Origin of the sequence: Burkholderia sp. PAMC 26561, from assembly GCF_001557535.2 — a bacterium.
Lineage (GTDB): Bacteria > Pseudomonadota > Gammaproteobacteria > Burkholderiales > Burkholderiaceae > Caballeronia.
The window spans coordinates 1,497,822-1,514,199 of record NZ_CP014307.1 but is presented as its reverse complement, the minus strand read 5'-3'; the positions used below and the strand labels follow the sequence as shown (position 1 = coordinate 1,514,199).

At 60.3% G+C, this 16,378-nt stretch carries 13 protein-coding genes; 8 read left to right on the top strand and 5 right to left on the bottom strand.

Going from position 1 to position 16,378, the window contains the following annotated elements; translation table 11 throughout:
* Window positions 1-4 precede the first annotated feature (4 nt).
* Window positions 5-2,353, bottom strand: a complete 2,349-nt coding sequence (locus AXG89_RS22505) for a type VI secretion system Vgr family protein (RefSeq protein WP_062172473.1) — start codon at window positions 2,351-2,353, stop codon at window positions 5-7.
* Window positions 2,354-2,726: 373 nt separating this feature from the next.
* Between AXG89_RS22505 and AXG89_RS22500 the strand changes: the two genes are divergently transcribed.
* From AXG89_RS22500 to AXG89_RS22480, 5 genes are all read left to right on the top strand, one after another.
* Entirely contained in the window at window positions 2,727-3,803 is a 1,077-nt protein-coding gene (locus tag AXG89_RS22500; RefSeq protein ID WP_062172653.1) for an LLM class flavin-dependent oxidoreductase, read from the top strand.
* A gap of 61 nt (window positions 3,804-3,864) precedes the next feature.
* The gene (locus AXG89_RS22495; protein WP_062172472.1) at window positions 3,865-5,454 is read left to right on the top strand and encodes a rhodanese homology domain-containing protein; all 1,590 of its coding nucleotides are present in this window, start codon (window positions 3,865-3,867) and stop codon (window positions 5,452-5,454) included.
* Between the two features lie 131 nt (window positions 5,455-5,585).
* Window positions 5,586-6,521, top strand: coding sequence for an ABC transporter substrate-binding protein (locus AXG89_RS22490; RefSeq protein ID WP_062172471.1), 936 nt, complete (start codon window positions 5,586-5,588; stop codon window positions 6,519-6,521).
* 10 nt (window positions 6,522-6,531) lie between these two features.
* Window positions 6,532-7,734, top strand: coding sequence for an acyl-CoA dehydrogenase family protein (locus AXG89_RS22485; RefSeq protein ID WP_062172470.1), 1,203 nt, complete (start codon window positions 6,532-6,534; stop codon window positions 7,732-7,734).
* A gap of 20 nt (window positions 7,735-7,754) precedes the next feature.
* A complete protein-coding gene (locus AXG89_RS22480; RefSeq protein WP_062172469.1) occupies window positions 7,755-8,873 on the top strand; it encodes an LLM class flavin-dependent oxidoreductase in 1,119 nt (372 codons plus the stop codon).
* An 18-nt stretch (window positions 8,874-8,891) separates the two neighbouring features.
* Here AXG89_RS22480 and AXG89_RS22475 read toward each other — a convergent pair whose 3' ends face one another.
* The 4 genes from AXG89_RS22475 to AXG89_RS22460 form a co-directional block, all read right to left on the bottom strand.
* Entirely contained in the window at window positions 8,892-9,197 is a 306-nt protein-coding gene (locus tag AXG89_RS22475; protein ID WP_062172468.1) for a hypothetical protein, read from the bottom strand.
* A gap of 145 nt (window positions 9,198-9,342) precedes the next feature.
* Window positions 9,343-9,606: a hypothetical protein gene (locus tag AXG89_RS22470; protein WP_062172467.1), complete on the bottom strand. Its 264-nt coding sequence runs from the start codon at window positions 9,604-9,606 to the stop codon at window positions 9,343-9,345.
* On the bottom strand, window positions 9,606-10,508 hold the full coding sequence (locus tag AXG89_RS22465; RefSeq protein WP_143325617.1) for a hypothetical protein: 903 nt from the start codon (window positions 10,506-10,508) through the stop codon (window positions 9,606-9,608). Before AXG89_RS22465 ends, AXG89_RS22470 begins: the two co-directional genes overlap by 1 nt.
* Before the next feature lie 166 nt (window positions 10,509-10,674).
* A complete protein-coding gene (locus AXG89_RS22460) occupies window positions 10,675-11,613 on the bottom strand; it encodes a LysR family transcriptional regulator (RefSeq protein ID WP_062172465.1) in 939 nt (312 codons plus the stop codon).
* Window positions 11,614-11,731: 118 nt separating this feature from the next.
* On the opposite strand from AXG89_RS22460, the gene AXG89_RS22455 reads away from it, so the two are divergent.
* The 3 genes from AXG89_RS22455 to AXG89_RS22445 all read left to right on the top strand — a co-directional run bounded on the left by AXG89_RS22455 (window position 11,732) and on the right by AXG89_RS22445 (window position 16,261).
* Window positions 11,732-12,652, top strand: coding sequence for a dihydrodipicolinate synthase family protein (locus tag AXG89_RS22455; RefSeq protein WP_062172464.1), 921 nt, complete (start codon window positions 11,732-11,734; stop codon window positions 12,650-12,652).
* Window positions 12,653-12,719: 67 nt separating this feature from the next.
* A complete protein-coding gene (locus AXG89_RS22450; RefSeq protein WP_062172463.1) occupies window positions 12,720-14,303 on the top strand; it encodes an aldehyde dehydrogenase (NADP(+)) in 1,584 nt (527 codons plus the stop codon).
* Between the two features lie 500 nt (window positions 14,304-14,803).
* On the top strand, window positions 14,804-16,261 hold the full coding sequence (locus AXG89_RS22445) for a zinc ribbon domain-containing protein (protein ID WP_062172462.1): 1,458 nt from the start codon (window positions 14,804-14,806) through the stop codon (window positions 16,259-16,261).
* Window positions 16,262-16,378 lie beyond the last annotated feature (117 nt).

Sequence of the window (16,378 nt, the reverse complement as noted above, 5' to 3'; positions counted from 1 at the left end):
GGCTTTAACGAGTAAGTTTGTAGGATGCGGTCGGCTTAAAATCGCTCTTTGGAAGAACCGGCAACGGAATTGCAAAACCGTCAGGTCCCTCGAACTTGAACGACGCCGCCTTGATCGTGAAGCCACCAGGACAAACAATTTTGCCGATGCCGTCCTCAAACTTGATGTACGCACCGCCGCTCGTCATGACCGCCTTACTGCGCGCAGCGATCAGCACGTCCTCTTCAGCACTGGCCACGTGAACTTGCTTTGAAGCAAATAAATCGAGTCCATCGTTTTGCGCCTGAATTTCGACCTTGCCTTTGGCAGCAAAGAGCTTAATGCCGAGCTTGTGTGCGCATATGGAGATCAAATCACCTGCAGCGAGTGTGAATCGTTTAACGGCGCTTATGTCGACATGCTTGCCTGCCGTCAGCATCACGTTCTGATCTGCGGCTTGCTGGATAGAACGTGGTGTAGCCAAAGCAATGCCGGCAGGTGCACTTGCAATGAGGCCAGCATCTTTCAGCTGGGTGAGAGCATCTTTAAGGCTTGCTTGAGTCATTTTATCGGCCGGCGTTGCACCCGCAGTCGTGCTGGCATCGACCAGAGATGTCACGTTTGCAAGTGCCGACCGAAGCTGCGCCAATGCCGCCTGCATCTCAAGTTGAGGTGCACTTGAGCCAGTCAATCCGTCAGCGGACACCAGCACGCCTTTCGCACCACGCAGCGACGCCCAGCCTTGCGTCACGGCTTCAAGTCCCTGACCGCGTTCTTTTTTCTCGCTATCGACCAGCAACCCTAAGCTCACCGACGTTTTTTGAAAAACCGTCGCAACCTTGACGCCTTCGCGCCCCTTGTAATCCTCCATGCGTACATCATTGCGGCGCAATGGAGAACGCCATATTGAACGCGTATTCCATCCTTCACGGTCGTACACAACGTCGGTGCGTTGAAAATCATGCACAGCACCCACGATCACTGGACGATCAATATCCCCACCGGTGAAGTCCACACGAACCTCAGTGCCCGGCAAAAGCGGGTCATGCGAACCGCCCGTGAAGGACGCGGCACTTCGTAGGAGGCGTAGCGGCGCACTGCTGAAACCCGGTTTTGTCTCGCGCCAGTCGAAGCCAAACTTCAACGGATAGCGACCGTATTCGTCCGGGTGGGCGTACTCGTCGGTATATTGCGATTCGATTACTGCCATCACAGGTCCCGGCATCCAGCGCCAGTGTTTTTGCGGGAGGTATTCTGGCCGATATGGCAGATGCGATGGGATCGCTTCGAACTCGTTCACGAATGACTTGCCACGAGCACCGCTACTTGTCATCGATGTAATTACCAGCCCATACTTCGCATCTGGCAGCTCCCGATTAGTGAGTCGCACGACTGTTCCGGGCGTCAAGCCAACAACATTGCTTGTCCCGGCATAGATTGTCTGGCGGGCGATTTGCTCTTCACGACGGAGGTTTGCAACCGTTTCCCCGTCGGCTTGCGATCCATGATGTTCATTGCTTCGCCGAATCGTGCCTATGACCGAGCGATCTTCGAATGCAGTCCTCGCCTCGGCCTTCAGTGGGTCTTCCGGAATACGGTAGTTGTGTTCCCACAGGCTGATGACTTCGGGCACTGTCGTACGTAAGGTACGCAGCGTATGAATCGATTCCTGTCCGGTGTTCGTTAGCCCCGATTCACCCAGCACCGGCATCTCGAGAGCGCGAACATATCCCTTCGCCGAATCGCCGAACACGATCGTGTCCCGGCGAGCGCCGTTTTGATCGTCCGATTGCTTGAAGTAGTAGTAGACGCCGTACTTGCGGCACAACCGCGAGACGAACGCCTCGACCGATTCCTCGTACATGAGGATCTGTTCGAAGGTCTGCTCCTTATCCTCCAACTGCCATTCAATATCCCAGTGATTGAAAACATTCTTGTCGACAATTGACTCGTTGATGATTTCCTTGAGCGTGGCGTTGAGGAACACGCGGGAGTCGGTGGTCTGACACAGCAGCGCGAATCGAGGCTGAATGCATAGACGGTACGTCGCCTCTTCAATGCTCGAGGATACGTGCTCCCATTGGGTAACCACACCATGCAGCGTTCGTAACCGTTCCACTTCAGGGGTGTTCGACCACGTGAATGACGCCGCCGCATCTATATGGAAGGTGGACCAACGGCCAATAGTTTCGGCACCGGAGATCGCCATGTTCTGCGAGGTAACCAAGATGTTGACAATGAACGGCTCGTTAAAACGCTCGATCAACTCGTATTTGACAATGGACAGCGAAAGGTCCGTACCGGGGATCTCTACTGCGTAGCGGTTGGTAACATGGTTTGGATTGGCAAAGAAGTGTCTGACGGTCGGCTGCATTGATGCGGGTCTCGGATTGTTGGCATCCAGGCCGCCGAAGACCCTTGACATGGTCTGTCGGTCAAATTGGCCTCTAAGTTGGCGGCAACTGTAGGCTCGACCCTGCTCGCCGAATATACGAAAACTCCTAGTTTTCTATTTTTTGACACAATCCGGCCGATGATTTCAATTTTCAACTGGCTGCTATGGCGGCTAGAACACTTTTTATTTACGTCCAAACGACGCCTCCAACCCCTCCTTTCCGATATGTTTAGCTCGTATTGATATTTAAGATCTGCCTATGCCGATGTTAGCCTTCAAGACACTCGGCAGGCGTCATGAAGCGTTTCTTCGCGCACTGCCTCACAGTGTGATTCAACGAGGAGCAGCGTTCGTGAGCGTCGAATTCATCGGCATGATCCAGCAGCAGAAGGTCTCGGAAACACACTTGGCGCGTGGCCCGGCTATCGATATCGGCTATACGCGCGACTTTGCCCAGGCGCACGAAAAAGCCGGCTTCGACCGCATTCTCGTGCCCTATCAATCCACAAGCCCCGACGCCATGCTGACCGTCGCCTACGCGGCTGGCGTCACTGAGCGCATCCATTTCATGCTCGCGCACCGGCCGGGTTTCGTCGCGCCGACGCTCGCCGCACGGCAACTCGCCACGCTCGACCAGTTGAGCGGCGGGCGGCTCGCAGTCCACTTCATTTCCGGTGGCAGCGATATTGAACAACGCCGCGACGGCGATTTTCTTTCGCACGATGAACGCTACGCACGCACCGACGAATATCTGCAAATCCTGCGCCGCGTGTGGACCGAATCGAAACCGTTCGATCATGACGGCCGCTATTACCGCTTCGAACAAGCATTCTCCGAAGTCAAGCCAAGGCAGGCGCCTTACGTGCCGATCTACTTCGGCGGTGCATCGGCGCCGGCGCTTGAAGTCGCGGGCAAGCACGCAGACGTCTACGCACTTTGGGGTGAATCGAAGGACCAGGTTCACGAACAGGTGACACGGGTTCGCGCGGAAGCGGCCAAACACGGACGCAACGTGCGCTTCTCGGTTTCGTTCCGGCCGATTCTCGCGGCTACTGAAAAGGCCGCGTGGGAACGTGCGGAACATATCCTCGCCGAGACACGGCGGCTGCGTGCCGAACAAGGCCTGGGCGAAGCGACGCCTCAGCAAAGCGAAGGCGCACGGCGCCTGCTTGCGGCAGCGGGCGACGGCGTGCGTGCCGATGACCGGCTCTGGACCGGCGTGGCAAAAGAGATCGGCGGACGGTCGAATTCAACGGCGCTCGTGGGCACGCCTTCGCAAGTCGCCGAGACACTGGCCGAGTATCACGCTCTCGGCGTCACCACCTTCCTCATTCGCGGCTTCGATCCGCTCGAAGACGCGCTCGACTACGGCCGCGAACTGATTCCGCTCACGCGCGAACTGACATCGCGTGTTGCGCACGCAGCTTGACGCGTCCCCGCTTCCGGCTACATCACCCGTTTTCGAACCTCCCGAAGGAACGACTTCATTCATGAGCGACACCCCCCTGCGCAGTTTCGACGACGTGCGCGACGCCCTGCTGTCCAAACGCGAAATCGCCTTTCTCGATGTACGCGAAGAAGATCCGCACGCACAGCGTCATCCGCTCTTTGCGGCCAACCTGCCGCTGTCGAAAATCGAACTCGATGCGCTGACCAAGCTGCCGCGCAAGAGCGTGCCGATCGTTCTTCTCGATGACGGCGAAGGTCTCGCGCAACGCGCAGCAAACCGTTTTGAAGCGCTCGGGTTTTCCGAAGTTTCCGTTTTCGATGGCGGCCTGAAAGGTTGGGAACGCGCAGGCGGCGAAGTATTCCGGGACGTCAACGTGCCAAGCAAGGCATTCGGCGAATTCGTGGAAGCGAAGCAGCATACGCCGGCGTTATCGGCGGAAGCAGTCGATGCGTTGCTGAAAAGCGGCGAGGAGGTGGTCGTGCTCGACGCGCGCCGCTACGACGAATACCAGACGATGAACATTCCCGGCAGCATCAGCGTGCCGGGCGCCGAACTGGTGTTGCGCGCCCGCGCGCTTGTGCCCGATCCGAATACACGCGTGATCGTGAATTGCGCGGGGCGTACGCGCAGCATCATCGGCACGCAGTCGCTCGTGAACGCGGGACTGCCGAACCCGGTATCGGCTCTGCGCAATGGCACGATCGGCTGGTTGCTTGCAGGGCAGACGCTCGCACATGGCAGCGCCAATCAGTTCGCTATCGATGATGGCCGCGCCGACGATGCATCGCGCAAATCTGCACGCTCGGTGGCAGATCGCGCAGGCGTGAAGCGCACGACTTTTGCGGACGCTCAAAGCTGGGCGGAAGATCCGACACGCACGACGTATCGCTTCGATGTGCGCACGCCCGCCGAATACGAGCATGCGCATGCTGCAGGTTTTCAGGGCGCGCCGGGCGGCCAGCTCGTGCAGGAAACCGAGATGTTCGCACCGGTTCGCGGCGCGCGCATCGTGCTCTTCGATGACGACGGCGTACGCGCCAACATGACGGCATCGTGGCTCGCGCAGATGAACAACGACGTTCATGTCATCGACGATTCAAGCAACGCTGCGCTAACTGAACGGGGTCCGTGGCGCGGCGCGAAGGCGCAACCTTCGCCGCTTCCAACGATCACTGCAAAAGACCTCGCTGCGGTGCTCGACGAGTCAGCGAGCCGGACCATCGTGCTCGACTTCACGGCGAGCGCCAATCATGTGAAGGGGCATATTCCCGGCGCATGGTGGGCCGTCCGCTCGCGCTTGCCCGAGGACCTGCCCGCATTGCCCGACGCGAAGCAATATGTGGTCACGTGCGCGTCGAGCGCGCTGGCCGCGTTTGCCGGACCCGATGTCGCGGCGCTGACCGGCAAGCCCGTGTTGTTGCTCGAAGGCGGTACAGCGTCGTGGATTGCGGCCGGCTTGCCGCTCGAAAAAGGCGAGACGCATCTGGCGTCACCCCGTATCGACAGATACAGGCGGCCTTATGAAGGCACCGACGCGCCACATGATGCAATGAACGCGTACCTCGAATGGGAATACGGTCTCGTCGCACAGTTGGAGCGCGATGGCACGCACGGCTTTTTTGTGATCTAACGCCAGCGGAATGACGCGTGCGGGCCGAGCGCGCTTCATTCCAATCTCGACGATTAGCAAAGCAGAACAATGCGTTTGTCTAATGTCGCGGCGGTCCGTATCGTGAATCTTTTCTCTTGCATGGATGATTCATGAAACGACGCAGTCTCCTGTCGATCGCCGCGCTGACTGCATTCACAGCACTCTGGCCGCTTGCATCGAATGCTGAAACTGTTTTGAAAGTCGGCGACCAGCAGTTGCAAACGCGCGGCATCCTGGAAGCATCGGGTCAGTTGAAAGACGTCCCATACAAGATCGAGTGGTTCAACTTTCCCGCTGCCCAGCCACTGGGTGAGGCTTTGAACGCAGGCGCAATCGATGTAGGCGGCCTCGGCGATGCCCCCTTGATCTTCGCCTACGCCGCAGGCGCGCGCGTTCGTGCAGTGGCCGCTACCCGGTCGACGCCCGTCGATCTTGCGATCCTAGTACCGGAAGGGTCGTCCATCAAAAGCGCGGCTGATCTCAAGGGCAAACGCATCGCGACCACGCGCGGTTCGATCGGCCATTATCTTGTTGTTGCGACGCTCGAACGCGCGGGCATCAGGCTCTCCGATGTCACCCTCCAATACATGCAACCCGCCGATGCGAAGTCGGCGCTGGAATCAGGCAACGTCGATGCGTGGTCCACATGGGACCCTTACGTTGCGCTCGGCGAATTGCGTGACAAGAATCGCAGCGTGGCGAACGGCGTGGGTCTGTCATCGGGGCTGAGTTTCCAGGCTGCAACCGATGCATCGCTCGCAACCAAACGGGCACAGATCGATGACTTCGTGCATCGCGTGGCAGAAGGTCAGCGCTGGGCGTTGACGCATCCGGACGAAGTCGCGGCGATCCAGTCGCGTGTCACGCACCTGCCTGTCGATGTCCTCAAGGTCGTGTACCAGCGCGCGCAGTTGAAGCCCATCTCCATCGATAAAGCCGTGATCACCGAACAGCAGCGCACTGCTGACCTGTACGTCCGCGCGGGCGTGATCAAGACGACGCTCGATGTCACCCCGAGCTTCGATCCTCAATTCACCGCGCACTAACGGATTTCCCATGACCGTACGGCACCCGGACTCCCACCTTCAAGATCCAGCCGTGCTGGACGCCCTCGCCGACCTCGACAGCGCCGCCGCCGATAAATGGCTTGCCGCGCTCACGCAGGAATTCGCGGCAACGGCCGGCACGCTCGATCACGATGCGATCTTCCCGCACGACAACCTCGCGCGCCTTCGAAGCGCGGGGCTGCTTGCGTTGACCGTACCGCGTGCACTCGGTGGCCGCGAAGCAACGCTGCCGCAAGTACGCAAGGTGATCCACGCCGTGGCGCGTGGCGAGCCGTCGACCGCGCTGATCCTGGTCATGCAATCGCTTTACCATTTGCGTTTGCAGGCCAATCCGAACTGGCCTCAGGCACTGAAGCAGCAGGTTGCGCGCGACGCCGTTGAAAACGGCGCGCTCATCAATTCGCTGCGCGTTGAACCGGAACTCGGTTCGCCATCGCGTGGCGGCTTGCCGGGAACCATCGGACGCCTGAATGAATCCGGCGATGCGTGGATCCTCAACGGCAGCAAGATCTATTCAACGGGAAGTCCGGGCCTGACATGGTTCGCCGTATGGGGCCGCACCGACGAACCCGCTCCGCGCGTCGGCACGTTCCTCGTGCATCGCGATACGCCGGGGATTCGTTTCGGCGAGCCGTGGAATCATCTCGGCATGCGCGCGACCGGCAGCCATGAAGTGATCTTCGAAAACGTGGGCGTTCCCGCAGCGCAGGCCGTCGATCTGAATCTGCCCGAGGCCAATGTCGCCGGCATGGATCCGCTCACTACGCTATGGATGAACGTGTTGCTTTCATCCATCTATGACGCCGTTGCCCGCTCCGCGCGCGACTGGTTTGCGCATTGGGCTGCAGATCGCACGCCGGCCAACCTCGGCGCGCCGTTGTCGAGTCTTGGCAGCTTCCAGCAGACGCTGGGACGCATCGACGCGTTGCTGCTCAACAATCGCGTGCTGCTCGATGCCGGCGCGCAAGGCCGCGTGCCGCTGCACGAAGCGCCTGCCATCAAATTTCTCGTCACGCAAAACGCCATCAACGCAGTCGAGATTGCCGTGGAGGCCAGCGGCAATCCGGGTTTGAGCCGCAACAACGCGCTTGAACGGCATCATCGCGACGTGCTTTGCTCGCGCATTCATACGCCACAAAACGACGCACTGCTGGGCGCCCTCGGCCGTGCCGCATTCGCCACGCTTCCATAATTTTTTGAGGAAACACCATCATGAGCGTTGAATTCATCGGCTATGTCAGCCATCAGGAATCGAGCGAGATTCACTTGCCGCAAGGTCCCGCTGTCAATCCGCCGTACATCGCGGCGGTTGCACAGGCACATGAGTATGGCGGCTTCGATCGCGTGCTGATCGCGCATTCGAGCGCATCGCCCGATGGCTTCCAGATTGCATCGTTCGTGGCGCAGCAGACCAGGCGCCTTGGAATCCTGCTCGCACATCGGCCGGGCTTTGTTGCGCCGACGCTGGCGGCGCGCCAGCTTGCCACGCTCGATCATTTCAGTGCGGGACGTACCGCGGTGCATATCATTTCCGGCGGCGACGACACGGAACAACAACGCGACGGCGATTTCCTCGAACATGACGACCGCTATAAACGCACCGATGAATACCTCGATGTCGTCAAGCAATCGTGGACCAGCGAAAAGCCCTTCGATCACGACGGCGAGTTCTACAAAGTACGTGGACATCGCTCGTTGATTCGCCCGGTGCAGAAGCCGCATTTGCCGGTGTATTTCGGCGGATCGTCAGACGCGGCCATTCAGGTCGCGGGCAAACATGCCGATGTCTTTGCGCTCTGGGGCGAATCGCTTGCGCAGGTCGCGGAGACCATCGAACGCGTGCGCGCAGCGGCCCGGCCTTATGGACGCGAGCATGCAATCCGGTTCAGCTTGTCGCTGCGGCCGATCATCGCTGCTACGGAAGATGCCGCGTGGGCACGTGCGGAATCGATTCTCGAGCGGGCGAAGCAAGTGGTGACCAGCAACCCCAATTTCACGCGCCGTCCGAGCGAGCCGAAGAACGTCGGCTCGCAACGTCTGCTCGCTGAAGCGGCGAAAGGCAGCGTTGTGGACAAGCGGTTGTGGACGGGCATCGCTGCGCTGACGAAGGCTGCGGGCAATTCGACTTCGCTGGTGGGTACGCCGGAGCAAGTGACGGAAGCGTTGATCGAGTATTACCGGCTCGGGATTTCGACGTTCCTGATTCGCGGCTTCGATCCGCTTGAAGATGCACTCGCTTATGGACGTGACCTGCTGCCGGTCGTGCACGCAGCTGTGGCGAAGGAAGATAGCAAGAGCCGGGCAAGGGAACTTGAAACGGCTCAGGGCTGACCTGTAAGGGCCGATGCATCAATCGCTTGTATCTTCGGATTTTCGGCCGTCCGCCGCGCTAATCAACCTGCGTCCATGTCCGTCGGTTACCAATGCGAGCGGGCGCAGTTCCGGATATTGCGAAACAAGCGACATTAAAACAGATGCCCCGACGCGACGCGCCGATTCGTCGTCCAGAGGAGTTTCATTGTTCACCGGGATTTCCAGAAATGGGCGCTTCTGGACGTTACTAACGTTATCGAGTTCGCTCGCCGCCAACCAGAACTGCCGAAGTGTTTTCGTATCAGGGTCGTACTCGGTAAGCAGGTATTGAAACGGCATCATCTAGTAACCTCGGCAAGTTTGGTAATCTATCAAAGTATTTCGCTTGCACAATGCATGGCTGCGCGGATCGTTTTAAATTACGCTTGCCGTGGCAGATTTCGCGTGCCGCAATATGGAAAGCAACGTCCATCGTCTTGTTTTTTTGTTACGCCATCGGACTAGCGGTAGTCGATATAAACGGCTTCAATTCTGGATTCGTAACCGCGAGCATGGCGAGCAAACCCGCACCTAACCGGCGCGCAAATTCGTCGTTCAACGCGTGCCCGTGTTCATCTAAAAAAACCGGTGCAAGTAGCGCGGTCGCGGTGACCGCCGCAACTGCGCTAGTCGATACGCTATGAATGTTGATCGCGTCGGTTTCCGGCGAATAAGTCAACACAAGTGAGCGCTGTTTGGTGCTTGGTGTCATCAGTAACCTCTACATTGTTGGTATCTGTCGAAGGCGTTTTGCTTGCATAACGTCATCATGCGCGCGCCGCCCATGTGGAACGCAAGCGCGTCGCACTGTTGCATCTCAATCTCATATTCACTATGGCATTCCGCTTCGTGCGACTCGCTGACGCCGCGCGCGGCTATCGATAAAAGATCGCTGCCCGACTCGCTCGGCGAGTATTTGAACGGCGCGGCGTCGCTTAACGGCGTGGTGCCCGTGCCAACCTCCGACACATTGCCCAGTTCGAAAACGCCTTTATCCATCGACGGCAACGAAGTCGCAACGGCAGACGCCGCCGTCGATGCAAGCGCGGCAAGTGCATCACGCGCCGCCCACGCCGCCCGGTTTCGCGCTGCCGCCTCTGCGATAGTTTCAATGTGCCGGAACACTTGCGGCGGGCGCGCTGCGCGCTCGGCGTCCTCTACTTGTTGGTGATACTCCGCCAATTCCTCTCTATACGCTTTCGTCCGGGCTTCGAAGATCGCGCCGCGTTCGGCCATATCCGCCATTTTGCGCCGATACCTTTCGTCTTCGGTAAGCGCCGGGACAAAGCCGTCATGTGCGATATAGGCGGCCTTGGCCCGCACGATCACCACCGCGCCGTTTCGCACCTCCCAGCACAACGCTTTAATCACGTCGCGCGGGCTAGTGCCGAAGGGACTCGGACAGTAGGAGGGAACCGCATTCCGAAGAAAGATCTGGATACGCTCGACGAGCTCCGGCTGGCTCGCCCAATGTTCCAGATTCGCGGCCTTGAATAAGGCTTGGCCGGCGTCAATTGCTTCTTGCTGCTCTTCGGTTCTGCCGTGCGGCGCGTAATTCCATCGTCTATAGAGTAAGAACCGATGACCTTCATACCGCATTAATTCGGTTGTCATCCTGTTTGATTTTGTTGTTGAAACGCCCCTACGCTAACGCACTTTTGCACGCGCTCATCTCAATAAAAGACAGGTGCACGGACGGTAACTTGCCCAGACGTTTGCATTAAAAGTTATGCAGCAACGCTGCGGCTTTGCTTGCCACCGTGCCTCTAAAGCCCAACCGCTAAGCCCCTTCCACCCCCCTCCCCACCGCCATCTCCACAAACAGCCGCCCCATCGGCGACAACACCCCGACCCTCCTCGTCACGATCCCAAAGGTCTGCGACCTCGACTTGAAATCTATCGGCACGGTCCGCAGCATCCGATGCTTGCAAAAAAGCCTCGCCACGCCGGCCGGCAACACCGAAACCAGATCCGCACTGCATTGCAACAGCGCAACCGTCACAAACGTCGATGCCGTCGAAATCGCACTCATCGGCACTTGCGCGCCCGCAAGGTCCATCTCTCGTGCAAGCATGGCCTGCATCGGCATGGAGCTCGGATAAGTCACCCATCGGTGCCCCGCAAGATCCGCAAAACTCAGCTCATGGGGGGGAAACGGCGGGTGGTCGTAACCCACCACCACCGACAGCGGCTCGTCCCCCAGCGGCTGATAGTGATACTTCGACGGCTCATCACTGACAATCGACCGGCCGACCACGAGATCCAGACGGCCTTCGTCGAGCATCGACAACATGCGCGCACTTGTGTCTTCGACGATTTCTATCGATAACCCCGGGTTGCTCTCCTGCAAACCATTCAGGATCGGCACGACGAGATCCGGCACCGAGCCCATGATCGCGCCCACCGCCAGTCTGCCGCCCGTCCCGGAACGGATGTCCGCGACTTCCTGGCATAACGCGGTCAGATCGGCTGCCAGAAGCCGTGCGTAGCGGATCACGCAATGGCCGAACTGGTTCGGCACGAGCCCCTTCTTCGCGCGCTCGAACAACGGCCCTTCAAGCATGGATTCAAGCTCGGCGAGCGCCTTGCTGGCGGCGGACTGGGTCATCGACATCGCGCTGGATGCCTTGTGCAGCGACTTGTGATCGTCAAGGGCAATGAGCAACTGAAGCTGCTTCATGCGCAAGCGGCTCATCAATACGTCCAGCGTCGATTTCATGGTCTAAAGGCTGTGCTTTCAGGCGAGTCGCAAAAGCGATCACGAGATGGAAAGGTTTCACTATACATCGCCTGCAAGCTCGCCCTATAGTGGCCCCAAATCAAAATTGGAGACTTCCATGACCCAACCGATCTACCGCGGCGTGTTTCCGGTCGCGCCAACCGTCTTCGACGCCGCCGGTCGCCTCGACCTGAACGGCCAGCGACGCGCGATCGATTTCATGATCGATGCCGGATCGCACGGCCTGTGCATCCTCGCCAATTTTTCCGAGCAATTCGCTCTCACCGACGACGAACGCTCGGTCGTCCAGAAAACTGTGCTGGATCACGTGGCGGGCCGCGTGCCGGTGATCGTGACGACCACGCATTTCAGCAGCGACGTGTGCGCCGCCCGCAGCCGAGCCGCGCAGGACGCGGGCGCCGCGATGGTCATGGTCATGCCGCCGTATCACGGCGCGACCATCCGCGTGGGCGAACGCGGCGTCTATGAGTTCTTTGCCCGGGTCTCGGACGCCATCGATATCCCGATCATGATCCAGGACGCGCCGGTCGCGGGCACCCCGCTGCCCGCGCCGTTTCTCGCCAAGCTCGCGAAGGAAGTGGCGAACGTGTCGTACTTCAAGATCGAGACGGCGCAGGCAGCGTCGAAGCTGCGCGAACTGATCGAACTCGGCGGCGACGCTGTAGTCGGTCCGTGGGACGGCGAGGAAGCGATCACGTTGATTCCGGATTTCGATGCAGGTGCGACCGGCGCCATGACTGGCGGCGGTTATCCGGACGGCATCCGCAAGATCGTCGATGCCTACACCGCCGGCGACACGGAACGCGCCGCCGATCTTTACGAACACTGGCTGCCGCTGATCAATTACGAAAACCGCCAGTGCGGCCTCGCGGCTTGCAAGGCGCTGATGATGGAAGGCGGCGTGATCCGTTCGGACACGACCCGTCACCCCTTCGCGCCGATGCACCCTGCCACGCGCGAAGGCTTGCTGAAAGTGGCGCGGCGCCTCGACCCGCTCGTGCTGAGCTGGGGCAAGTAGCGCAACCCAAGTAACGCATCCCTATTCGCTTCACTACACCTGACACCATCCAAGGATTCGAACCATCATGGAAATCTCCAGCAATCTGCTGATCGGCAAACAGAGTGTTCCCGGCACCAACGGCTCGATCAAGGGCGTCGATGCAGCCACCGGCGAGCAGCTCGCCCCGGCCTTCGGCGGCGCAACGCTTGCGCAACTCGAGCAGGCATGCGCGCTCGCGTGGGCGGCATCGGATGTGTATCGCGAGCTGTCGCTTGAAACGCGCGCCAGGTTTCTCGAAACGATCGCGCAGAACATTCTCGATATCGGCGATGTGCTGATCGAGCGGTGTGTCGCCGAAAGCGGTCTGCCGCGTGGACGCATCGAAGGCGAGCGCGGCCGGACCGTCGGCCAGTTGCGCATGTTCGCAGCAGTCGTGCGCGAAGGGGATTTCCTCGGCGTGCGTATCGATCCGGCGCAGCCGCAGCGTCAGCCGCTGCCGCGCGTCGATCTGCGTCTGCGTTATGTGCCGCTCGGCCCGGTCGCCGTGTTCGGTGCGAGCAATTTTCCGCTGGCGTTTTCGGTGGCGGGTGGTGACACCGCCTCTGCGTTCGCCGCAGGTTGCCCGGTGATCGCCAAGGCGCATTCGGCGCATCCGGGTACGTCGGCGCTGGTCGGCGCAGCCGTGCAAAAAGCGGTCGCGGATTGCGGCTTGCCGGAAGGCACGTTCTCGCTCCTCTTCGATAGCGGCCGCGACGTCGGTCAGGGCCTGGTATCGGATCGGCGCATCAAGGCGGTAGGATTCACGGGTTCGCGCGGAGGCGGCACGGCGCTGATGAAGCTCGCGGCTGCGCGTCGTGAACCGATCCCCGTCTACGCGGAAATGAGCAGCATCAACCCGGTCCTGCTGTTCCCGAACGCGCTGAAGAATCGCGGTGCGGCGATCGGCAAGGCGTTCGCCAGTTCGCTGGCATTGGGTGCGGGCCAGTTCTGCACGAACCCGGGACTGGTGCTCGCAGTCGACGGCCCCGACCTCGACGCCTTCATTGCAGCGACGTCGGCCGCATTGAGCGACATCCCGGCTGCAACCATGCTGACGCCGGGCATCCACAAGGCGTATGTATCGGCGCTCAGCAAGACGGCCGAACACAGCGACGTCAAGACGCTCGCACGCGGCGCAGAAGCCAAGGGCGGGACGCAAGGTCAGGCCGCGTTGTTCTCGACGACCGCCGAGGCGTTCCGCGCCAACGCAGAGTTGCAGGAAGAGATCTTCGGCGCGGCTTCGCTGATCGTGCGTTGCCCGGATCTCGGCACGATGCTCGATCTGATCGAAGAGATGGAAGGTCAGTTGACGGCGGCGCTGCATATCGATGAAGCCGATTACGCCGAGGCCCGCAAGGTGCTGCCGGCACTCGAACGCCGTACGGGACGCATCCTTGTGAACGGTTTCGGCACAGGCGTTGAAGTGGGCCACGCGATGGTCCACGGCGGCCCGTTCCCCTCCACCGCTGATGGACGTTCGACGTCGGTCGGAAGCCTCGCCATCGATCGTTTCCTGCGTCCGGTGAGCTATCAGGATCTGCCTGACGCGCTGCTGCCCGATGCACTCAAGACGGACAATCCGCTTGGGCTGAATCGTCGTATGGATGGCAAGCTGCAGTTGGGCAAGTAAAATTCCCTGTCTTGTTTCGAGGCGGCAGTCTGACGGCCGCCTCGCTATCGCTTCATACCAAAACAATCCCTCCTATTGAATGCACATTGGCTGCCCCGGCCAATCGCCGCATTCGCGTAAACGCGCAAAAAATTAATCACTTTTACGCCGCACGATTGCGGTTCAAGCAACGCAATGGGCCTTCTTCTAGCGGTGTATTCGGACAGAACCTAGCTCGTGGCCGACGAAACCACAGGTCGCTTTTACATGCCGCGAGGCACGTTGGCCGACAAAGCCAGTGCAGGCGATTACCTGCTTCATCTGGACATCAAAAACACGCCCGTGGCGCGGCGGACCATGTGTTGACTGCGTCGCGCAGATGTCACATATTGGTTCCGCTCCCGTCAAGCATGTCCGGCCTAGGGAGTCCGAAGCAATTCCTCATACGAGCATCGATTCGTCTGAATTAACCGGACGCGCAAGTGGTATGGACAGCCCTTGTGTCCCGGGAGGTTTTTCGCATGGCCCGTCTTTTGTTTCCATCGTCTGCCGAAACCGTGACATGCATGCGTTGCGGCAACGCCATCCCGGGTGACGCCGACACGTGTCCGCATTGCGGCGCCGATCACGGCGGTTCGCTCGCGGGCGCAAACACCTCGGCGCTCGCGGGCGGACTGCGTCTGCCGTTCGCCGCGCGCCGCGGATCGCTGGCTGCGCCGTCGCCGTATCCGAGCCTGCCTGAAGAAGCCGAGTTCGCGGGAACCGGCGAGCAGCGCTGGGACAACTCGAAGAGCGTCACGCTCGGCGCGATCATGCTGGCGTTGATCGCCGGCGGGGTGATCTATTCGCAATCCGGCGAACATGAAGGCGCAATTTCCGGAACGCCGGCCGGTCACAGTGCGTATGGCGCCATCGATATGAAAGCCGCGCTTGGTGCCTCTGCGCCTGTCATCCACTCCGCCGCAGTGGCGCGGGAGAAGCCGGCAGCGCCGGCACCGGTGGTTGCGACGCCCACCATAGCGGATACGACCGCCCGTGTCCCCGCTACACCGGCTGCCGTGATCGACAATCTGCAGGCCGCCCGCGATGCCATCGAGCGCGGCGATCTCACCACCGCGCGCCGCCGTTTTTCGAAGATTCCGGCCGCGCAATTGAGCGCGGGCAACATTCAGCGGACGCAGTCAGAACTCGTGGGTCTGGAGCGCACGCGCGACAACCTCCTGCAAATGGCGCGCGGCTGCGAAGCCACCGGCTCGTGGGTATGCGTGCGCCAGAATGCGCGTGATGTGCTCGCTATCGATGCAAGCAACGTCGAAGCGCAAACGCTCGTGGAGCATGCAATCACGCGTTCCGGCTGGTTGAACAAGACGCCGCCTGCGATGGCTCATGTCGCACCGAAGCCCAACGCCACGGCGCCTGTTGCAACGGTAACGCCGCCCGTGCGACGGATTGCATCCGTGCCCGCTGAACAGCCGCGCTCAATACCGGTCATGCCGGCGCCAACGCAACTGGCGCCGGTCGCATCCGACTCGACACGCGTGGGCACGGGATCGCACGCGCCGCTGACATCGTCGGCCATTGCAGCGCCTCAAGCGTCAACATCGACGTCGTCGTTCATTCCGATGCCCGACGGCCCCGGGACACCGGTTGTGCGCGCGGCATCGCCAGCGGCGCCTGCTGCCGTGCGTACGCCTGCGGCAGACGCATCTGCCGCAGCGCGTGATCAAACCACACCGGTCACTGAAGCGGTTGCCGCGCACGCCGCGGTCATTCCCGCGACCGCGACCTCTATCACAGCCACGACCAACTCTGCAACCGTACCGACGACCCGCACCGTCGCGTCAGGAGACAGCGCACAAAGCACGGCCCAGCCGAAAGCAATCGCCCGCAACACCATGGATGCCGACGCCGAAGAGCGCGCAATCCTTGAATCCGGCTGGACGAAAGGATCGTCGAAACAACGTCCGCCATCGCAATAGACAGAAAGAAAACGCGCAGCACACGATTCAGCAAGGAGACCGGAAGGAGACAACACGGCCGCGCCCGGAGACGCCGGCCACATTGATCAATGCGTGCAATAAACGTAGCCAAACACA